At 44.1% G+C, this 17,993-nt stretch carries 16 protein-coding genes; 10 read left to right on the forward strand and 6 right to left on the reverse strand.

Annotated elements, in window-relative coordinates; genetic code table 11:
* The first annotated feature begins 261 nt into the window (after positions 1–261).
* A complete protein-coding gene (locus tag BM736_RS14580; protein ID WP_076413458.1) occupies positions 262–1,857 on the forward strand; it encodes an EAL domain-containing protein in 1,596 nt (531 codons plus the stop codon).
* A 6-nt stretch (positions 1,858–1,863) separates the two neighbouring features.
* Positions 1,864–2,220 (forward strand): hypothetical protein, encoded by a 357-nt coding sequence (locus tag BM736_RS14585; protein WP_143562409.1) that lies wholly within the window; start codon positions 1,864–1,866, stop codon positions 2,218–2,220.
* A gap of 44 nt (positions 2,221–2,264) precedes the next feature.
* Here the strand turns inward: BM736_RS14585 and BM736_RS14590 are convergent, their stop codons facing one another.
* Complete coding sequence (locus BM736_RS14590) at positions 2,265–2,969, reverse strand: flagellar brake protein (protein WP_076413462.1); 705 nt, start codon at positions 2,967–2,969, stop codon at positions 2,265–2,267.
* Positions 2,970–3,246: 277 nt separating this feature from the next.
* Between BM736_RS14590 and BM736_RS14595 the strand changes: the two genes are divergently transcribed.
* From BM736_RS14595 to BM736_RS14610, 4 genes are all read left to right on the forward strand, one after another.
* Positions 3,247–4,578, forward strand: a complete 1,332-nt coding sequence (locus BM736_RS14595; protein ID WP_076413464.1) for a pitrilysin family protein — start codon at positions 3,247–3,249, stop codon at positions 4,576–4,578.
* Between the two features lie 5 nt (positions 4,579–4,583).
* Positions 4,584–6,020, forward strand: coding sequence for a M16 family metallopeptidase (locus tag BM736_RS14600; RefSeq protein ID WP_372828703.1), 1,437 nt, complete (start codon positions 4,584–4,586; stop codon positions 6,018–6,020).
* Between the two features lie 180 nt (positions 6,021–6,200).
* Positions 6,201–6,767: a hypothetical protein gene (locus tag BM736_RS14605; RefSeq protein ID WP_076413468.1), complete on the forward strand. Its 567-nt coding sequence runs from the start codon at positions 6,201–6,203 to the stop codon at positions 6,765–6,767.
* The gene (locus BM736_RS14610) at positions 6,724–7,260 is read left to right on the forward strand and encodes a hypothetical protein (RefSeq protein ID WP_256717876.1); all 537 of its coding nucleotides are present in this window, start codon (positions 6,724–6,726) and stop codon (positions 7,258–7,260) included. Before BM736_RS14605 ends, BM736_RS14610 begins: the two co-directional genes overlap by 44 nt.
* A 21-nt stretch (positions 7,261–7,281) precedes the next feature.
* On the opposite strand, the gene trmL is transcribed toward BM736_RS14610, so the two are convergent.
* Positions 7,282–7,746: a tRNA (uridine(34)/cytosine(34)/5-carboxymethylaminomethyluridine(34)-2'-O)-methyltransferase TrmL gene (trmL, locus tag BM736_RS14615; protein ID WP_076413473.1), complete on the reverse strand. Its 465-nt coding sequence runs from the start codon at positions 7,744–7,746 to the stop codon at positions 7,282–7,284.
* A gap of 170 nt (positions 7,747–7,916) precedes the next feature.
* Between trmL and BM736_RS14620 the strand changes: the two genes are divergently transcribed.
* A complete protein-coding gene (locus BM736_RS14620) occupies positions 7,917–8,864 on the forward strand; it encodes a LysR family transcriptional regulator (RefSeq protein ID WP_076413475.1) in 948 nt (315 codons plus the stop codon).
* Between the two features lie 330 nt (positions 8,865–9,194).
* Here BM736_RS14620 and BM736_RS14630 read toward each other — a convergent pair whose 3' ends face one another.
* From BM736_RS14630 to BM736_RS14640, 3 genes are all read right to left on the reverse strand, one after another.
* Positions 9,195–10,130 (reverse strand): YjjW family glycine radical enzyme activase, encoded by a 936-nt coding sequence (locus tag BM736_RS14630; protein WP_076413477.1) that lies wholly within the window; start codon positions 10,128–10,130, stop codon positions 9,195–9,197.
* On the reverse strand, positions 10,102–11,655 hold the full coding sequence (locus BM736_RS14635) for a YjjI family glycine radical enzyme (RefSeq protein WP_076413479.1): 1,554 nt from the start codon (positions 11,653–11,655) through the stop codon (positions 10,102–10,104). Before BM736_RS14635 ends, BM736_RS14630 begins: the two co-directional genes overlap by 29 nt.
* A 210-nt stretch (positions 11,656–11,865) precedes the next feature.
* Positions 11,866–13,386 (reverse strand): aldehyde dehydrogenase family protein, encoded by a 1,521-nt coding sequence (locus BM736_RS14640; RefSeq protein ID WP_076413480.1) that lies wholly within the window; start codon positions 13,384–13,386, stop codon positions 11,866–11,868.
* A 278-nt stretch (positions 13,387–13,664) separates the two neighbouring features.
* Between BM736_RS14640 and BM736_RS14645 the strand changes: the two genes are divergently transcribed.
* The 3 genes from BM736_RS14645 to BM736_RS14655 all read left to right on the forward strand — a co-directional run bounded on the left by BM736_RS14645 (position 13,665) and on the right by BM736_RS14655 (position 17,708).
* A complete protein-coding gene (locus BM736_RS14645; RefSeq protein WP_083700192.1) occupies positions 13,665–15,476 on the forward strand; it encodes a sigma-54-dependent Fis family transcriptional regulator in 1,812 nt (603 codons plus the stop codon).
* A 124-nt stretch (positions 15,477–15,600) separates the two neighbouring features.
* Positions 15,601–17,112, forward strand: a complete 1,512-nt coding sequence (locus BM736_RS14650; protein ID WP_076413482.1) for a catalase — start codon at positions 15,601–15,603, stop codon at positions 17,110–17,112.
* Between the two features lie 116 nt (positions 17,113–17,228).
* A complete protein-coding gene (locus BM736_RS14655) occupies positions 17,229–17,708 on the forward strand; it encodes an ankyrin repeat domain-containing protein (protein ID WP_076413540.1) in 480 nt (159 codons plus the stop codon).
* A 105-nt stretch (positions 17,709–17,813) separates the two neighbouring features.
* Here the strand turns inward: BM736_RS14655 and BM736_RS25200 are convergent, their stop codons facing one another.
* Positions 17,814–17,957, reverse strand: coding sequence for a hypothetical protein (locus BM736_RS25200; RefSeq protein ID WP_179079060.1), 144 nt, complete (start codon positions 17,955–17,957; stop codon positions 17,814–17,816).
* Between the last annotated feature and the right edge of the window lie 36 nt (positions 17,958–17,993).

A 17,993-nucleotide genomic window follows, 5' to 3' on the forward strand; every position in this document is an offset into this window, starting at 1 on the left:
AAGGTGTGAAATTAGTTAAAAATGCATTATATCTATTAGTACAAGATTACAGCAGAGTTAAAAGTAACCTTATTTCAACCTTTACTCAAACCCGAAGTTTGTTTTTGTAATATATAACCGATATTTAGCTAATTTTTATCTGCACATTATCACTCATGTAGGGTTAAAATATCGCCTTTGTTCTGAGCTGTCCTCTGGGGAGGGGTTTGTGAGTATTGCCACTAAAGAAGTTATTGATTTAGTTGATGGACATTACTGACTATGCAATTTAGAAAGGTATCTTCCTGGGGACTGTTTTCTCTTTTAGTGGTATTTATCGCTGTTATCACCTCATATTCTTATGCGTATTGGCAAGTATCAAAAGAAGTTAAATCTGATTCAAAACAGCTGCTTAGTTATATTGAACATAAGCTGCATGTGGCAGGCCTTAGTTTACAAAAGCTCAATGAAGTCGAGTTCGATGGTTGTGACTATGAAGGACAGGAAACGCTAGAGGAGTTTTTGTTCGATCATTTAGGTGCTGGGTTATTCCTGATAAGGCATAGAGATTCAGATCCTTGGACCTACTGCTCCGTAGTTGGGAATATCAAAGTATCTCAATTAGATAGGACCTTTGAAAATATTATCTATCTGGATAAGAAAAAGAACCGTGCCATTAGCTTTATGGGATATGACTGGCAAGGACTCGCTAAGCGAGATCTGTTTTTAACCTTAGAAACCAGAGAGCGAATTAATGTTGTGCGTATCGCACTAGAGGATAGCTACTCTTTCTTTGAGGACGACTGTACGGACTGCCGAAATGTGGAAGTTCGGCTATCTAATGACGACCTTATCTTTAAGGTGGGAGGCTTAAAAGACCGTATACTGAGTTCTGAAAGAGTCATAAGTGATAAGTTCCCATTTTATATCGATGCCGTGGTCGGTAGACAAAGAGTGAGAAGCCTGGCGCTGTCATCATTGATGTTTACGACACCAATCTCAATCATGTTGAGTTTATTGTGTTTCTATATCATCAGTTTGATTAGGAAGCAGCATAACTCTTTAGATTACCAACTTCTGCAAGCGGTTCAACACGGTGAGATGGTTGCTTTCTATCAGCCTGTTATCGATGCTAAAACCGGGTTTATTTCAGGGGCTGAAGCGCTTGTGCGTTGGGTTAAGCCTGATGGAAGTATAGAGTCCCCAGCGTTATTTATTCAGACATTAGAGGAGAGTGACTTGATCAACGAAGTTACACTCCAGCTACTGAAAAATATCCCCATAGATCTTGCTGAGGTTTTACATTCATCAACAAGCTTTCGTTGTAGCATAAACTTGGTTCCGCAACATCTAGAAGAGTCAACTTTTGCTGAGCAGTTAACTGAGCTGACCAATCAGGGCTTCCCCTCTCATCAGCTGGCTATAGAGATCACTGAGCGTCTGCCGTTGAAAAACCTTGCAGAGGCGAGAAGCAATATTGAAAAGATGAAGGCGCTCGGAGTTTGCGTTGAACTTGATGACGCCGGAACTGGATATGGGGGGGCCTCATATTTGCAAGAGTTAAGCATAGATGTGATGAAGATTGATAAGATCTTTATTGATACCTTAACGCTGTCACCTAATCGAACTCAAGTACTGGATGCTTATATCCAGATGGCAAAATCTTTAGGGCTGCAGATCATTGCTGAAGGTGTAGAGGATGAGGCGCAATCCATGTCATTACAGGGGAAAGGCGTACAGTTGCAGCAAGGATATCTATTCTCAAAACCCCTGCCAGCGGCTGAGTTTATCGAGTTTTGGTTGCAAAGAAATGAGGTATGCCAAACTGGAGAAAGTATAAGGCCTCAAAGTGATGAACAGATAATAAAGGAGTGTTAGATGAAAATGATAATAGGGAAGTTAGCGGGTAGCCATGGGCTAACCTTAGCAAGTTTAGTGTGTTTATTTTTGGCGGCAAACCTACAAGCTTCTGAGTATAAGAGTTTGACCCAGAAGGCTGATGAAGCGCGAGAAGAGTCTAAACAGGTTGAACAAGCGCAGCTTAAAAAGGCAAAAGAAGCGGCCAATGAGACTGAAGGCAGAGAGAAGAAGATCTATAAAAAGATGTTAGATAATGACTGGGAGTCAGAGCAAAAAGCTAAAGCTCAGCAGCAATTTAATGAGCGGGAGTCGAGAGAAGATAAATACCTCAGAGAGGCGAAAGAAGCTGCAGCAAAAGAGCGAAAAATCCCTAAACCATAAGTGGGGAATTAGCCCTTTTTGATTAAGTCATCTGCTCAAATAAGCTATTGCAGCAAGTGATTAAGAATGACCTTTTGAACGAATAGCTCAGCCTCGCTTTGTGGACTATCGAGTTCGAAACCGTATTGGTTGTGTGTTTTATCACTTTCGACTTCAAGCACATTTCGTATTGTGACGGGTATTGATATGGTTTCCATTTCGGGCATGATTTTCACTTGTAAAAGGTTATTACCATCCTTGATTAACCTGTCTGTTTTCTTGCAGATAAAAGCACCGCCTTTAATTGAAATATCTGTTAGATGCCCATGAGCTAAGGGTTTTGCTTCTGCACTTTCTCCTCCCTCTTTTAATGGCGCGGCTCTCATTGATGATTCAACCTTGATTGGGATTCTTGAGTGTTGTCTTAAAGCGACTTTTTGTAGCGCTTTGGGATAGTCGATAACTAGCCAACGTCCGGCGCTATTGAGCAATTTAGTGATATTACTTCTAAATGCGAGCACAGTCGCTTCAGGCTCATCACTCTTAATGATCCGAATCACCACACTTTGCCCTTGAGTAATAAATTCAGTTGCATGTTGCCAGTTTTTGTCTGTTCCTAGGGCCAAAATGACAGATAATTGAGGGTCGACACCTATGACTCGGGTGCGTAGGCGAATGGCTTGTGTGGGGGTTGGGATCTGAATATTGACCTCAGTATTGCAGGCTATGCCATCTAAGTCAGAAAATTCGTAAGTCTGTGAGTCCGTCACTTAGCTCCGCTCCTTTTTTTACTAAACCATAGCACCAATATAAAGATTTAGCCTTTTATGGAATTGAAAGTTATCTCTATTTTTATTGCATTCCGTTACAACTCTAAATGGTAAATTGGCAGCTTTGACTTGATATTAATCTTGTTTTGTTTTTCTATAGTGACGCTTGATCTCATCTATCTAGGCTAGAGCATAGGTTTTAGTTGGTAGATGTTCACCACACATTAAATACCCATAGGTATAAACACACAGTCTGCTCATTTATAGGGAGCGCAAAATGATCCGAATAGTATCGGGATTGATACTGACACTGGGGTTACTGATAACCTCGATCTCAGTTCAAGCGACTCAAGCTGAAGATATCCAGAGTTTTACTCTAGATAACGGCATGAAAATTATGGTTGTTGAGGATGCTTCAATCCCTAACGCCAATATGTATCTTTTTTGGAAGGTAGGCTCTCGTAATGAGGTGCCTGGGATCACTGGGATCTCTCACTTTTTTGAACACATGATGTTTAATGGGGCGAAAAAGTATGGTCCTAAGATGTTCGACCGTACTATGGAAGCCGCTGGTGGTGCCAATAATGCTTACACCACTGAGAACTTAACCGTTTATACAGATTGGTTCCCAGCAAATGCATTGGAAACCATTTTTGATCTTGAATCTGATCGTATTGCGCACTTAGATATTGACGCAAATATGGTTGAAAGTGAACGTGGGGTTGTTGCCTCAGAGCGAACTACTGGTCTTGAAAACTCAAACTGGCGTACGCTACAAGAGGAGATAAAGGGAGCGGCTTTTAGAGCTCACCCCTATAGCTGGTCAGTCATTGGCCATGAGTCTGATATTGCCGCTTGGACTTTAGATGATCTGGTGCAATACCATAAAACTTATTATGCCCCTAACAATGCTGTTGTTGTTATTGCGGGTGATGTGAAACTCGCTGAAGTAAAAGCATTAGCAAATAAGTATTTTGCGCCTATACCAGCACAAGCACCGCCACGAGAAGTGAAAACGGTAGAGCCGCTACAAAAGGGCGAGCGCAGAGTCTTTGTTCAAAAAGCATCGGTAAGCACACCTAATGTGATGCTTGCGTATCATGTACCGGCATCATCACATGATGATTATTACGCACTTGATCTGTTGTCATCAGTGCTTAGTGCAGGTAATAGTTCTCGTCTGTACCAATCTCTTGTAGAGAAACAGCTCGCTATTGAAGTTGAAACTTATCTGCCTATGACCATAGACCCGAATCTTTTCTATGTCATGGGAGTGGCGAACCCTGGGATCACCGCTGTTGAGCTAGAAAAGAGCTTAATTGCTGAGATTAATCGCGTGGCACGTGAAGGTGTGACAGAGCAGGAGCTTGAGAAAGTTAAAAATATCAAGTTGATGAATTTTTATCGTTCTATGGAAACCATCAACGGTAAGGCAAATACGGTAGGCACTTATGAGCTCTACTTTGGTAGCTTCGAGAAGCTATTCAATGCACCAGATGCTTATAACAAGGTAACACCAGATGACCTACAGCGTGTCGCTCAAACCTATCTACGTCGTGCAAACCGCACCGTTGCAGTACTAGCCGCTACAGAGGAGAGTGATGAATGAAAACGATGACTGAATTATCCACGCGTTCCAATAAAGTTATAACAGCCATTGTTGCTGCAAGTAGCTTGTTACTGTCTGCATGTGCGACTCAAACTGAAACAAGTCGAGTTGAAACCGGTAGTTTTAGCGTTCCTCAATATGAACAACTGGTGTTAGATAACGGGCTAACTCTGTATTTGATGGAGCAAAATGAGGTGCCGTTAATCACAGTGAGTGCCGTGGTCAGAGCGGGCTCAGTCAATGATACCACCTCAGGTGTTGCTTCAATGACTGCACAAAGCTTACTACTTGGCGCTGATGGTAAGTCTAAGAGTGAGATCGAGCAGATGGTCGACTTTCTTGGGGCGTCTATCTATGCCGATGCGGGAAAAGAGGGTAGCTATATCGGTGCCGATTTTATGGCAAAAGACAGTGATAAAATGCTGCCTTTGCTTAAGAGTGTAATACTCTCACCTGATTTTAGTGCTGAGGAGTTTGATCGCTTACGTCAAAGAGAGATAGCGGGTTTATCACAGTCAAAAGAGAGTCCACGCTCTGTGATCAGTCGCTACTTTGATAAGTTAGTTTTTGGTGAGCATCCATATGGGAATGCGACATCGGGTAACGCGACCTCATTAGCCGATCTTAATGTTTCTCAGATGCGGGCGTTTCATAAAAGCTACTATCAGCCAAGTAATACCGCAATTGCTGTTGTGGGAGATTTTGACGCTAAGGCAATGAAGTCAAAGTTAACAGCGCTATTTGGTCAGTGGCAGAACTTAGAAGCTGTTGTGATGCCGCCTCTAAAAGAGGGACAGCCTGAGCTTAACGCTCCAAAGGTGCTATTAGTCGACAAAAGCGATGCGATTGAGACAACCTTCTTAATTGGCGGCAAGGGAATTTCACGTGACAACCCTGACTATGTAGGTCTGAAAGTGGTTAATACCATACTAGGTGGTCGTTTTACCTCTTGGCTAAATGATGAGCTAAGGGTGAACGCTGGACTAACTTACGGGGCTCGCTCTGGTTTTATTCCCTATTCGCAAGGTGGCGTTTTTAGGATCAGTACCTTTACTAAGACTGCGACAACTAAAGAGACCATAGATCTTGCTTTAAAAACCTATGCCAGATTATGGGAAAAGGGCGTTGATCAGGTCACACTTGATTCGGCTAAGGCTTATGTCAAAGGTCAGTTCCCACCTAAGTTTGAAACGAGTGGCCAGCTAGCGGGTTTAATGTCAGATATGTATCTCTATGGGTTTGATGATGCGTTTATCAATGACTTTCAAGCAAATGTTGATGGACTCACTTTGGCTGAGACACAAAGGTTAGTGCAGCGTTACTTTCCACAGCAAAATCTGCAATTTGTCGTAATCGGCAATGCCGAGAAGGTTGCGCCGATTGTTGCTGAGTATGGTGATGTTAAAACAATAGATATTAAAGCGGTGGGATTCGGAGGCTAGCTTTAGTCACGCCAAAACCACTGTTCTAGTACCTCTATATTAAGGCCTAAAGTGTTCATTCACTTTAGGCCTTTTTGTTGTACAAGGGTCAGTGCTTAGGCTAATACCCCTCCTGCAACTTTCCTTTTCGACTTGCTGTTCTACACTTGATGCTAGGAATAAAAGACAAGGAGGGCCGGGATGACAATCACTAATGCACAGGCCATAAGTCCAGCTGAAGATATCCAACAACCAGATAGCCAAGTAGACTGGTGCCATATCCAAGAAAGCATCAAAGTTTTACTACTCGCAATGGCGCAGATTGAGCTATCTCTTACCGATGGTGATCATAATGTGACCTCTCTAGGCGCATTATTTACCGATATGGCGAAGCATTTAGAGGGGATGAATCAGTATCTGACCCAATTAGAGGATACGCCTACTGAAGTATTAGCTCATGGTGAAAACTTAGCGGAAGCTGTGAGAGAGGGGGTGGTCGCATTTCAATTTTATGATCGAGTCTCTCAGCGATTACAGCATGTGATTATGGGGCTCGCTATGATGGAGGAGGTGCTAAGTAATTCAAAAGACCGCACTTCGCAAGGTGCCTGGGAAAAGCTTCAAGAGGAGATAGAGGAAAGTTATTCTCTTGATTGTGAGCGAAAAATGTTCGAGCATGTTCTTCAAGGAACCCCTGTACATGAAGCATTGAAGCTATATAAAGATGAGCACCATACCCTTCAAGAAGATGATATCGAGCTGTTTTAAATTTAGTTTACTCCTGCTCACCCTCTATGCGTCTCCATGCTGGGCCGAGAAAGCGCATTTTAACGAGTTTTGTGATGCGCTTGCCGGAGAGTGGCAAGGAAGTGCTGCAAAATTAAAGCAAGCGCCTTTGGAGGTTACGGTGTCGACGATCTGCTCGGCAGATAAACGGCAACTGATCATCTCTGTCAGTAGAAATGCTAATAAGCCTTTCAGTGAGACTTGGTGGTTTAGGGTGAGAGGAGAGTCGGTATTCCTTACCTACTTTGATGGCGATGAGATTGATAAAACTCAGAGTTTTAGCTTATACAAGCAATATGGCAGCTTTACTTTGTTGGGTGAGGGGGAGTTGAATAAGCGTCCTGCACTGATCCAACTCAGATTTGAACCGAATAAAAATGGCTGGCTTTGGCTGCAAAACGTGCAGTATCTCGATGATGATACTGACAGGTATCTATTCTATCGCGGCGTCGAGATGCAGCCAGATCAACACTAGCGCTTTGTCATCGGATTAGCTTTACAGTGCGCCTTCAAACCCTACTTGTCGCCAAGCTTCATAGCTAATAATGGCGACTGCATTAGAGAGGTTTAAACTGCGACTCGTACCTGCCATAGGGATCTTTAGACGCTGAGATGTGGGTAAGGACTCGATGATCTCAATCGGTAAGCCTCGTGTCTCTGGACCAAAGAGCAGTACATCCTCTTTTTCAAACTCAAGTTCAGTGTGAGGGCGGCTGCCTTTTGTTGTACAGGCCATAATACGTTTGCCACTCATAGCTTCGAGGAAGCTCTCATAGTCTTTATGACGGGTCACTCGAGTTAGGTCCGCATAATCTAGGCCCGCGCGTCGTAGCTTCTTCTCCTCTAAGTCGAAACCTAAAGGCTCAATCAAGTGAAGTTGGCAGCCATTATTGGCACACAAGCGAATAATATTGCCTGTATTGGGAGCGATTTCAGGTTCGTAGAGTGCGATATGGAACATGCGGCCTGCTAAATAAAATGAGTAATGACTAGTGATTATACGGCAAATAGTGTCAGGCAGAAAATAGCGATAGTTTCCTTGGCTCTACAGCGATGGTGTGGCAAAAGATCTCACTGTAGAATGAGATAAATCCGTAGCGAGTACAGCTACTTTTGGGAAATAAACTGCTTATGGATCTCATTAAACTTTCTCGCATCAGCATGAAGCATCTGATCACCTTGCATGTGATGTTAGATACATTAAGTGTAACGGCGAGTGCCCAGCGGCTCTGCTTAAGTCCATCTTCGGTGAGCAAAACCTTAGGTCAGCTTAGAGAAAGTCTCAATGATGAGCTGTTCTATCGCCACGGTAATACCTTGATTGCTACTCCATTAGCACGGCGATTAGGGCCTAGCGTTCATCAAATGATCAATGATATGAACCAAATTATGACTCAAGAGGGCTTCGATCCTGCTCAGTATTGTGGTCGGTTTTCACTGTCTATGCGTGAGAGTACCTTTGAGTTGCTAGCGGCTAAGTTGAGTGCGCAAGTGTTAGCGTTAGCGCCTAACATTCGATTAGATATTAGCTTAAAAGATACTGTTGGTTTTGATGGGCTAGCAAAAGGTGAGTTAGATTTTATTATTCTGCCCCATGACTTGAGTCAGCCGAGTAGTGCTCCCACTATCCATAAAGATCTAGTATGGGAAAAGTTATTGAGTGATGAAATGGTTTGCTTGATGAATCCTGCTCACCCGCTGGTAGAAGATGGAAAAGATACTCGTTCATTTAGTCTGGATGATTACCTCAGCTACGGACATATTGGCATTACTGATGGCGACCTTAATACGCCATTTTTTGAAATGCAGCTTGCTCAGTTAGGCAGGCATCGAGAGCGGGCAATTTCAGTGCCTGACTTTGGCAGTGCAGCCTTGATGTGCCATCACAGTGAACTGTTATTCACCTGTTCACGTCGATGGGCCGAAACTGCCTTTCAAGCCAGAGGACTAAGGGCGCTAGAGCTCCCCTTTGATTACGGTGAAGTGGCTTATAGTGTGGTGTGGCACAAGCCAAGCATGAATGATCCGGCACACCGTTGGCTGTATCAGCAGATAGTACAATCAAGCTTAGAACAGTAATACCAATCAGCATAAAGATGTGATCGCTCAGCGAGATATTAGCGCTTCAGAGGCAAGGTCATTAATTGCTCCTGCATTAACGACATTCAGAACATCCATGTTCTTTGCAACGAGTGAAGGGCATAGTTATTCTACGTTCTAGCTCGTTAACACAGCATATGAGGTGCTAAAACTCGCCTTTCAGGAGTGTTTTTGGCTGCCTACTTCTTCGTTGAATAGCTTCACAAGGGAATAACCATTCTATCACCTATTCGCCTTGAATTAGTTGCCAAAAAACACTCTGAGTAGATCACTTTCTTATGCTGGTTGGTATAAACTGTTATCGCTCAGTCAGTTATAAAAGCTAGGTAGCACGAGTTGTTGAACCCCTCTGTTTGTCAGCTGTTGAGCAAATTGCTCAATATTGCCTTTGGTGCAGACTGACCATGTGAGTGATTCACCTTTAACGCCATGATGTTGAAATGCGTTGAGTTTAATTCGAGTTTCTCTCGGTAAACGTTTGAGATAATCACTCAGTGAGTCAATTTCTGCTTCAAAATCAGTCACGCCAGGGATCTGCAATAAGCGCACTTCATAGAGCTTGTTATATTTGGCAATTAGCTGAATGGATTGAAATACCCTGTGGTTGCCTCGACCCGTTATATATTGGTGGGTCTCTTGTTGCCAAGCTTTGAGATCTAGCATGACACCGTCAACATAGGGGAGTAACTTCTCCCAAGCTGTGGCGCTGAGGCTGCCATTACTGTCTAGCATACAGCTTAAATGTTTGAGCGTTTCATCATATTTAATCGCCTTAAACAGTGCCGTAATAAAGCTAAGTTGTAGTGTAGCCTCACCGCCTGATACCGTGATCCCCGTGATAAAGTGCAGTTGGTCTCGGATTAAGTCGAGTATCTGTGACACGGTATAATCAGAAGTTTTTGGGCTAGATTGTTTAGGACATACCTCTAGGCAAGTATCACAGTGCGAGCAGAGCTCTCTATTCCAGTGGATAATCTGCTTTTTGTCCTGCTCAATTATCATTGTTAGTGCTTGAGCGGGGCAATGGCTAACGCAGTCGCCACAACTATCACACAGCTCTATGGTGTGAGGGTTATGACAACTTTTACACTGGTAATTACACCCCTGCAAAAAAAGTACTAGCCTGCTACCGGGTCCATCAACGGTAGAGAACTTAATGATCTGGCTAACCAGTGCTCTTTTATCAAGTTGAATCTCTTGGGCACTTTGCTGCAGACTAGTTTGAGTAGCGTGGCGATTGTTCATGGCTTGCAACTCTTGGCGTACGATTTAATATTCCGGTATTTTTTGCTGCTTCCTCGCCAAGCCAGGTGGTGTTGGTGCGTGAACCTTGCTCTTTAAATGTGGCGATATCGGAGAGCTTAATCATATAACCCGTGACGCGAACAAGATCGTTAGAGGCTACATTTGCTGTGAACTCGCGAAACCCTAGAGATAAAGCGCCTTTGCAAAGTTGATACATGGCATCAGGGTTTGCTTTTACGGTTTCATCTATGGTCAAGATGTCACTGATCCCCGACGTATAATATTGATGGTGCTTGGCCAAAGCCTGAATGTGAGAGATAGGGTCTGGCTCTGTACCATAGGGCACCCTTACGCCAGGAGTGACCTGTTTATCTAGACTTATCCCCCCTTGAGCGTGCAGCAAAGCTCGGCCCTTATAACCGTATTTGACCTGTGTTGCTTTGACTATTTTATCTAACGCTGCTGAGATCTTATGCCCGAGCTCATTGGCTAAAGCACTATGACCATATTGCTTACTTGGTTTGCCTGAATCAGACTCGCTTGGTTCTGGTGTCCCTAGCAGTATATTCACCGCTTCAGCCATCCCGTATATGCCAAACATAGGGGCAAATCTGCTCTCATCAATGAGCTGCTCTTTGACTAAGAAGCTGTCGAAGAAATTTGATTTCTCATGTAAAAAACCGGCTCGTGCGTTAATAAGTTCATAGGTTAGTTGGCTGTAGTGAGGCAAGGTTTCAGCAAAAAAGTCATCGATACTGTTAGCCTTTAATGCCACCTCTTTCAGATTAAGACGAACTAAGGTGTTAGCTCCCCCAGCTAAAGGGAGTGAGTTATAACAGCTAACAATACCAAAGCCAGCTTTATCAAAAGTATCCCGATGAATAGGGTAGTTGGCGATATGGGGCTTACTGCACTCACAGATATTGCTTGTGGCGACTTTCAGTAGATCTTCAGGAGTGACCTTTGGGTCATACATGAAAGTTAGGTTGGGTGCTATCTGCTTCAGTTCGGCATCAATTTTTAAGATAGTGCGGCAAACAATATTATCTGTGGGGCCAATATTGACGTGCATAAAGGCATCGGGAAGCGTGCGATCTAACATGATCCAAAACAGTTTTAATTTGCGATAAAGCGCTGCTTCATCAACGCCGTCCATATAAGGCAGTAGTAGTGTATCTAGGTGACCTAAGAAGACGGGAATACCTGTTACCGAAGGCACATGGTGATAAATAATCGTCAGTGCATTAAGGGCTTCATCGAGGTCTTGAGCAGGAGTGAGCTCTAAATATTGTGAGCCTTGTTTAAGGTACTTTGCATAGTTTGGTAAGACATAGCGCGGCTTAAATGGTGCGTGACCTTCAAACATATCGCAGATTATGCCATTGCTCATTGCGGCGTCGACAGCCTCAGAAATTTCAAGATAGGGGAGACTCGCTTCAGCCTCTAAGGCTAAGAAATTTGATTTCTGTTTTACGCTGAGATTTGGATCTGTGACGATTTGCGCTAGCTTTGCTTGTAGAGCCATGCTGCTATACCCACTTTTAAATTATGGATACTAATTTAACTCGACTGTACGTATCACCATAGTGAAAAGCTTTGCTCTATTATTTTCTTAAATGGAAATCCGAAACTAAAGTCACAGTTTTATCTGTAGGGGGAAGGCTGCAAAGCCACACCTATACTGATTGGTGTAAGCATGGCTTTGCTCAATTTCAGCTTAAACGAAATTGCATATTTAGAAGAAACCTAGTGGGTTAACGTCATAGCTGATTAATAGATTCTTCGTGTTTTGATAATGAGATAGCATCATCTTGTGGGTTTCTCGGCCGATCCCCGAGCGCTTATAGCCACCAAATGCCGCATGAGCTGGGTACGCGTGATAACAGTTAATCCAGACACGTCCTGCTTCAATACCTCGGCCCATACGCTGCGCCTTGTTCATATCACGTGTCCACACGCCGGCACCTAAACCGTATTCGGTATCATTGGCTATGGCTAATGCCTCGGCTTCATCTTTAAAGGTGGTGACAGAGATCACTGGACCAAAAATCTCCTCCTGGAAGATACGCATATCGTTAGTGCCTTTAAGAATCGTCGGCTGGATATAGTAGCCAGTACTATGATCGCCATCGAGCTTACACATATCACCACCCAGTAGCAGCTCTGCGCCTTCACCTTTACCAATCGCTAGATAGCTCATTATTTTATCGAACTGCTCTTTTGAGGCCTGCGCACCGACTTGGGTATCGGTATCGAGAGGATCGCCCTGCTTGATGGTTTTAGCTCGCTCAACCACTTTGGCAATAAATTTGTCGTAAATTTTCTCATCAATCAACACGCGAGATGGACAGGTACAGACTTCACCTTGGTTGAAAAAGGCCAGTAACATGCCCTCTACGGCTTTATCTAGGTATTCATCCTCATGATCCATCACGTCGCTAAAGTAAATATTCGGTGATTTACCACCGAGTTCTACTGTTGAGGGGATCAGTGAGTCAGCGGCGCATTTGAGAATATGTTGGCCGATATTGGTTGAGCCTGTGAAGGCCAGTTTTGCGATACGCTTGCTGGTGGCCAGCGCTTGTCCCGCTTCAGTACCGAAACCATTAACTACGTTAAGGATCCCCGCAGGAAGCAGATCTTCAATAAGTTCAAGCATGACCAAGATAGACACAGGGGTCTGCTCGGCAGGTTTAAGTACGATACAGTTACCAGCGGCTAAGGCTGGGGCAATTTTCCAGGCGGCCATCAATAGTGGGAAATTCCAAGGAATGATCTGACCGACAACACCTAAAGGCTCAGGAAAGTGGTAGCTGACAGTATTGGCGTCAATATCTGCAGCACTGCCCTCTTGGGCGCGTATACAACCGGCAAAGTATCTGAAGTGATCGACAAACAGGGGGAGATCGGCCGCTAAGGTTTCACGCACTGCTTTACCGTTTTCCCATGTCTCGGCAATGGCAAGGTACTCAATGTTTTGCTCGATACGATCGGCAATTTTTAACAGTAGGTTTGAGCGCTCTGTTACTGAGGTTTTGCCCCAGCTATCTTTAGCTTGATGTGCAGCATCTAGTGCGAGTTCAATATCACGCTCATCAGAGCGAGCAACATGACAGAACACCTCACCATTAACGGGTGAGCTATTTGGAAAGTATTCACCGCCGACGGGAGCCACCCACTCACCGCCAATGAAGTTGTTATATTGACTGTTAAACTTAACCTTTGATTGTGCGCTGCCTGGATGTGCGTAATTCATTATCTTTGTCCTTTAATTTGTCTTGTTAGATCGCTTTAGCTAATACTTCTTTATGTATCTTGTTGTTATTCATCGTAAAGCTTGTTGCTTTACTCATAGGGAATGGAGCAAGCATTAGGCCAAACTGGCAGGAGTTGTGATATTGGTGAGGTAACAGTATGATGAAAAACTAATTTTTGAACTCTTAATGTGCGAAAACCAGGATGGAGTAGCATTGGTTTAGTGTTCGCACTGTGACATAACTGCACACCCTAGGTGTGCCAGAATGGAACACTGCGATGACATTCAAATTGAACGCTCAACAGTTGGGCTCTCAGCAAGTTAACGGTCAACAATTACAGCAGCATTGGCTTGCCGACTCTTGGCAGCGTAGCCAAGAATCTGGTCTGAGAGAGACTGCAAATCCTCAAGATATGCGGTTAGCGCTAAGTGATTTGCAAGCGCGTCACCATACTCATAAACAGCTGATTGAGCTGGTTAATACCCACGGCGTCCCGCTGTTTAATCAACTTATGTCCCACACTAGTAGCCGTTTAATCCTATCTGACAGTGAAGGGTATGTGCTCTGTCATTGGGGGGTATCTAAGTATTCCGATAAGCTGGCGAACATCGCTTTAGATGTCGGGGTAAACTGGCTAGAGCAGCATAGAGGGACTAATGCCATCGGCACAGCGCTTAGTGCAAAACAGGCTATTTCAGTGGTAGGTGAACAACATTTTCTCAAACAAAACCGCTTTATGAGCTGTACGGCTAGCCCAATTTTTTCATCAACAGGGAAGATGTTGGGCGCGATAGACATTACCACTGAGCAGGCGCAGCATACTCAGCAAACCTTGGTGTTGATCTCTAGCTTAGTGCAGCAGATTGAAACAGCGCTGCTATGTCATATACCTGGGTCTCACTACCGTATCGATCTTGCTGAGCAAGCGTCGCTTATCAACTCTGGTTGGCAGGGGATTGTGATAGCCGATGATGAGGGCAAGATACTGGGCAGTAATCCCATGGCGCAAAAGCTGCTGAACTCACCGCGAGTGGGTGATGATATCAACCGGTACTTAGGGCAAGCTTGGCATAAAGGAGAGGGAGTATTAAGGCATGAATCGCTGCATATCAAACGTCAGTCAATTCATCCCAGTAAGCGTGTTTTCTCAGCTAAGCAAGTCGGCGTTAAATTTAGAGAGCCTAAGCTTGAGCGAGCTTGGCAACAGGCCTGTAAGGTGATTGGTCGCTCGATCCCGCTATTAATTTTAGGTGAAACCGGGGTAGGAAAAGAGCAGTTCGTCAATAAGCTACATGCTCAGAGCCTGCGTTCATCGGCCCCTTTGGTCGCGGTTAACTGTGCAGCACTTCCTGCCGACTTAGTGGAGTCAGAGCTTTTCGGTTATCAAGCTGGTGCTTTTACAGGGGCAAGTCGAAATGGCTACCAGGGTAAGATCCGACATGCTGATGGCGGCTTTCTGTTTCTTGATGAGATTGGCGAGATGCCCCTTGCGACACAGAGTCGATTACTTCGTGTTTTGCAGGAGCGAGAGGTCACGCCTGTTGGGAGTAATCAGGCTTTCAAAGTGGATATTCAAGTTGTAGCAGCCACCCATATTAATTTAGAAAAGCAGGTGGAGGATGGCTTGTTTAGGCAAGATCTCTTCTATCGTCTCAATGGCTTACAGGTGACGATACCCGCGCTGCGAGAGCGAGGCGATATTGAGCGAATTATCCATAAACTGCACCGTAAGTATCGTGTTGCAGAACAAGGTATCGAGAGCGCTTTATTAGCTCAATTACTTGATTACGCTTGGCCTGGAAACTTGCGTGAACTTGATAACCTAATGCAGGTGATCTGTTTGATGTCTGAAGGGGAAGCCGAGGTCAATAGGCAGCACTTGCCCGACAATATTCAACAACGACTTGCTCAAGCTGCTAGTGCTGATACTTGCCTTAAAGAGCCCTCGGGTTTGGAAGAGACGATTAACACCAATGTGATGGAAACCTTCAATCGACTAGACGGTAATATCACTCAATGCGCTAAAGCATTAGGCATTAGTCGCAATACGCTTTATCGAAAACTCAAAGCCTTAGGGATCAAAGCTTAAATTAATCTTTTAATTTGTTTTGTAGTTTAGCTTAATCGAATTTGTTCGTTTTATTCTATTAATGTGTCCAGCATATACTGTTTGCAAGCAGAAAGAGCAAACCCATGCATTCAGAGGATACGTTGTGCATATCTCAAAAAGTTTTCTATTTTTATCTTTAGCATTCAGTACTGGCGCTCAGGCAACGACATTAACCCGTGATAACGGCGCCCCCGTAGGCGACAACCAAAATTCTCTAACAGCTGGCAGTGAGGGCAGTGTGTTACTGCAAGATGTGCATTTAATTCAAAAGCTGCAGCGCTTCGCTAGAGAGAGAATTCCTGAGCGTGTTGTGCATCCTCGTGGCGCTGGCGCCCATGGCGAGTTTGTTGCCAATGGTGACTTCAGCGAATTAACGCGCTCAGTACCCTTTAGTGAGAAAGGCAAAATAACCCCAGTATTTGTGCGCTTCTCTTCGGTCATTCACTCTAAGGGATCGCCAGAAACATTGAGAGATCCACGTGGGTTTGCCACTAAATTTTATACAGAAGAGGGAAATTGGGATCTTGTGGGTAATAACCTGCCTATCTTCTTTATTCGTGATGCGATGAAGTTTCCAGATATGGTGCACTCATTGAAACCATCTCCAGTCACTAATATGCAAGATCCTAATCGCTTTTTTGACTTTTTCAGTCATGAACCAAGCGCGACTCATATGTTAACTCAGGTCTACAGTAATCTAGGTACCCCTGCGAGTTACCGTGAAATGGATGGTTGGGGTGTGCATGCTTATAAGTGGGTGAACGATGAAAACCAAGCAAGCTATGTAAAGTTTAACTGGAAAAGTCAGCAGGGCGTCAAGGGGTTAAACCCTGAAGAGGTTGTCGAGATGCAAGGCAAAAACTTCAACCATATGACCGACGATCTGTACCGCGAGATAGGTGCTGGGAACTTCCCTAAGTGGGATCTCTATGTGAAGGTGCTTCGCCCAGATCAGCTGAATGACTTTAACTATAACCCACTCGATGCGACTAAGATGTGGCTAGATGTGCCTGAAACGAAAGTGGGCACTATGACGCTAAATCGTATGCCAGGTAACTTCTTTCAAGAGACTGAGCAGGCAGCATTTGCACCATCAAACTTAATTCCAGGAATCGAACCTTCTGAGGATAGATTGCTGCAGGGACGTATCTTTTCCTATGCCGATACTCAGTTATATCGTCTTGGGGCAAACCATACTCAATTGCCGATTAACAGAGCGCAAGTCGAGGTGCAGAACCACAATCAGGAAGGGGCTGCCAATATGGGGATCTCAAGCTCTGATGTGAATTATCAAGCCAGCCGTCAGCGAGATTTGACTGATGATAATCAATATCGCGCTGTTTACACTGCCTTGTCAGGTAATGTGCAGCAGAAAGCGATCAGCAAGCAAGATAACTACACACAAGCGGGTATCTTCTATCGCGGCTTAAGCAAACAAGATAGGAAAGACTTGATCACTAACTTATCTGGCGATCTGTCTAAAGTAAAAGACAGTGCAGTTAAGCACCAGATGTTGAGCTACTTCTACTTAGCGGATAAGGATTATGGTCAGGCACTAACACGTGCTGTAAATGGTGATTTAAGCAAAGTAAAACAGTTATCTAAATCACTTTAGTAACCAGTGCGTAGGGCCGTTATATTTCAAAATAAGTCCCACAACATGTAATTAAGCTCTTTCTGCCCTTTAGAGTACATGTTGTGGGCAACCTTTTATCAACAGGTTTTAGCGTTATGACAAAATTACTCATCTCTCTCGTCTTATTGTGCTCTATAGCACTCCCCTTATCAGCGAACGAGAGCAGTAAGCTCGCCTCCCAAAAACCTCAATTAGCATCTGAACTTACCGATTATTTTATGGCTGCGGCTAGAGTTGGGGATACCGAAGTGCTGAGTCAGTATCTTGATGCAGGCTTTCCTGTAAACCAAGTCAATCAGCAAAGCTATACCGCATTAATGACAGCGGCATATGCAGGTCAATATGATGCAGTTAAGTTACTGCTTGATTATGATGCCGATACTTGTATTCAAGATAAGCGTGGCAATACAGCGATTATGGGGGCAATGATTAAAGCTGAGCTCAGAATAACCCGCCTGCTATACAGTCAAAGTTGTGACAGCAGCATGACCAATAAGGCCGGAATGACACTCGAGGAGTTTGCTCAATATTGGGGGCAGGAGCACCAGTTAATACCAATCAGTATAAGAAATTAATCTACTCAGAGCTATTTTGGGCAAACTAATTCAAGGCGAATAAATGATGTAATGGTGATTCCTTATGAGGTTATTCAACGAAGAAGCAGGAAGCCCAAAAAGCTCCTACAAGGCGAGTTTTAGTGCTTCTGAATGCTGCGTTAACAAGCTTAAACGTAGAATAACTATGCTCTTCACTCGTAGCCTTGCCTCAGAAGCGCTAAACTCTCGCTGAGCGAGCAAGTCTTTATACTGATTGGTATAAGTCATGACTAGTTCTCATACTGCTTAATGCATCTATTCACG

The sequence above is a fragment of the Shewanella sp. UCD-KL12 genome (assembly GCF_001957125.1).
Taxonomy (GTDB): Bacteria; Pseudomonadota; Gammaproteobacteria; order Enterobacterales; family Shewanellaceae; genus Shewanella.

Excerpts from the sequence above, each read along its gene's own strand:
- BM736_RS14640 (WP_076413480.1), bottom strand. The coding sequence starts at position 13,386 with ATGAATTACGCACATCCAGGCAGCGCACAATCAAAGGTTAAGTTTAAC.
- trmL (WP_076413473.1), bottom strand. The coding sequence starts at position 7,746 with ATGTTCCATATCGCACTCTACGAACCTGAAATCGCTCCCAATACAGGC.
- BM736_RS14635 (WP_076413479.1), bottom strand. The coding sequence starts at position 11,655 with ATGGCTCTACAAGCAAAGCTAGCGCAAATCGTCACAGATCCAAATCTC.
- BM736_RS14620 (WP_076413475.1), top strand. The coding sequence starts at position 7,917 with ATGGATCTCATTAAACTTTCTCGCATCAGCATGAAGCATCTGATCACC.
- BM736_RS25200 (WP_179079060.1), bottom strand. The coding sequence starts at position 17,957 with ATGACTTATACCAATCAGTATAAAGACTTGCTCGCTCAGCGAGAGTTT.
- BM736_RS14600 (WP_372828703.1), top strand. The coding sequence starts at position 4,584 with ATGACTGAATTATCCACGCGTTCCAATAAAGTTATAACAGCCATTGTT.
- BM736_RS14580 (WP_076413458.1), top strand. The coding sequence starts at position 262 with ATGCAATTTAGAAAGGTATCTTCCTGGGGACTGTTTTCTCTTTTAGTG.
- BM736_RS14645 (WP_083700192.1), top strand. The coding sequence starts at position 13,665 with ATGACATTCAAATTGAACGCTCAACAGTTGGGCTCTCAGCAAGTTAAC.
- BM736_RS14595 (WP_076413464.1), top strand. The coding sequence starts at position 3,247 with ATGATCCGAATAGTATCGGGATTGATACTGACACTGGGGTTACTGATA.
- BM736_RS14655 (WP_076413540.1), top strand. The coding sequence starts at position 17,229 with ATGACAAAATTACTCATCTCTCTCGTCTTATTGTGCTCTATAGCACTC.
- BM736_RS14605 (WP_076413468.1), top strand. The coding sequence starts at position 6,201 with ATGACAATCACTAATGCACAGGCCATAAGTCCAGCTGAAGATATCCAA.
- BM736_RS14610 (WP_256717876.1), top strand. The coding sequence starts at position 6,724 with ATGAGCACCATACCCTTCAAGAAGATGATATCGAGCTGTTTTAAATTT.
- BM736_RS14630 (WP_076413477.1), bottom strand. The coding sequence starts at position 10,130 with ATGAACAATCGCCACGCTACTCAAACTAGTCTGCAGCAAAGTGCCCAA.
- BM736_RS14585 (WP_143562409.1), top strand. The coding sequence starts at position 1,864 with ATGATAATAGGGAAGTTAGCGGGTAGCCATGGGCTAACCTTAGCAAGT.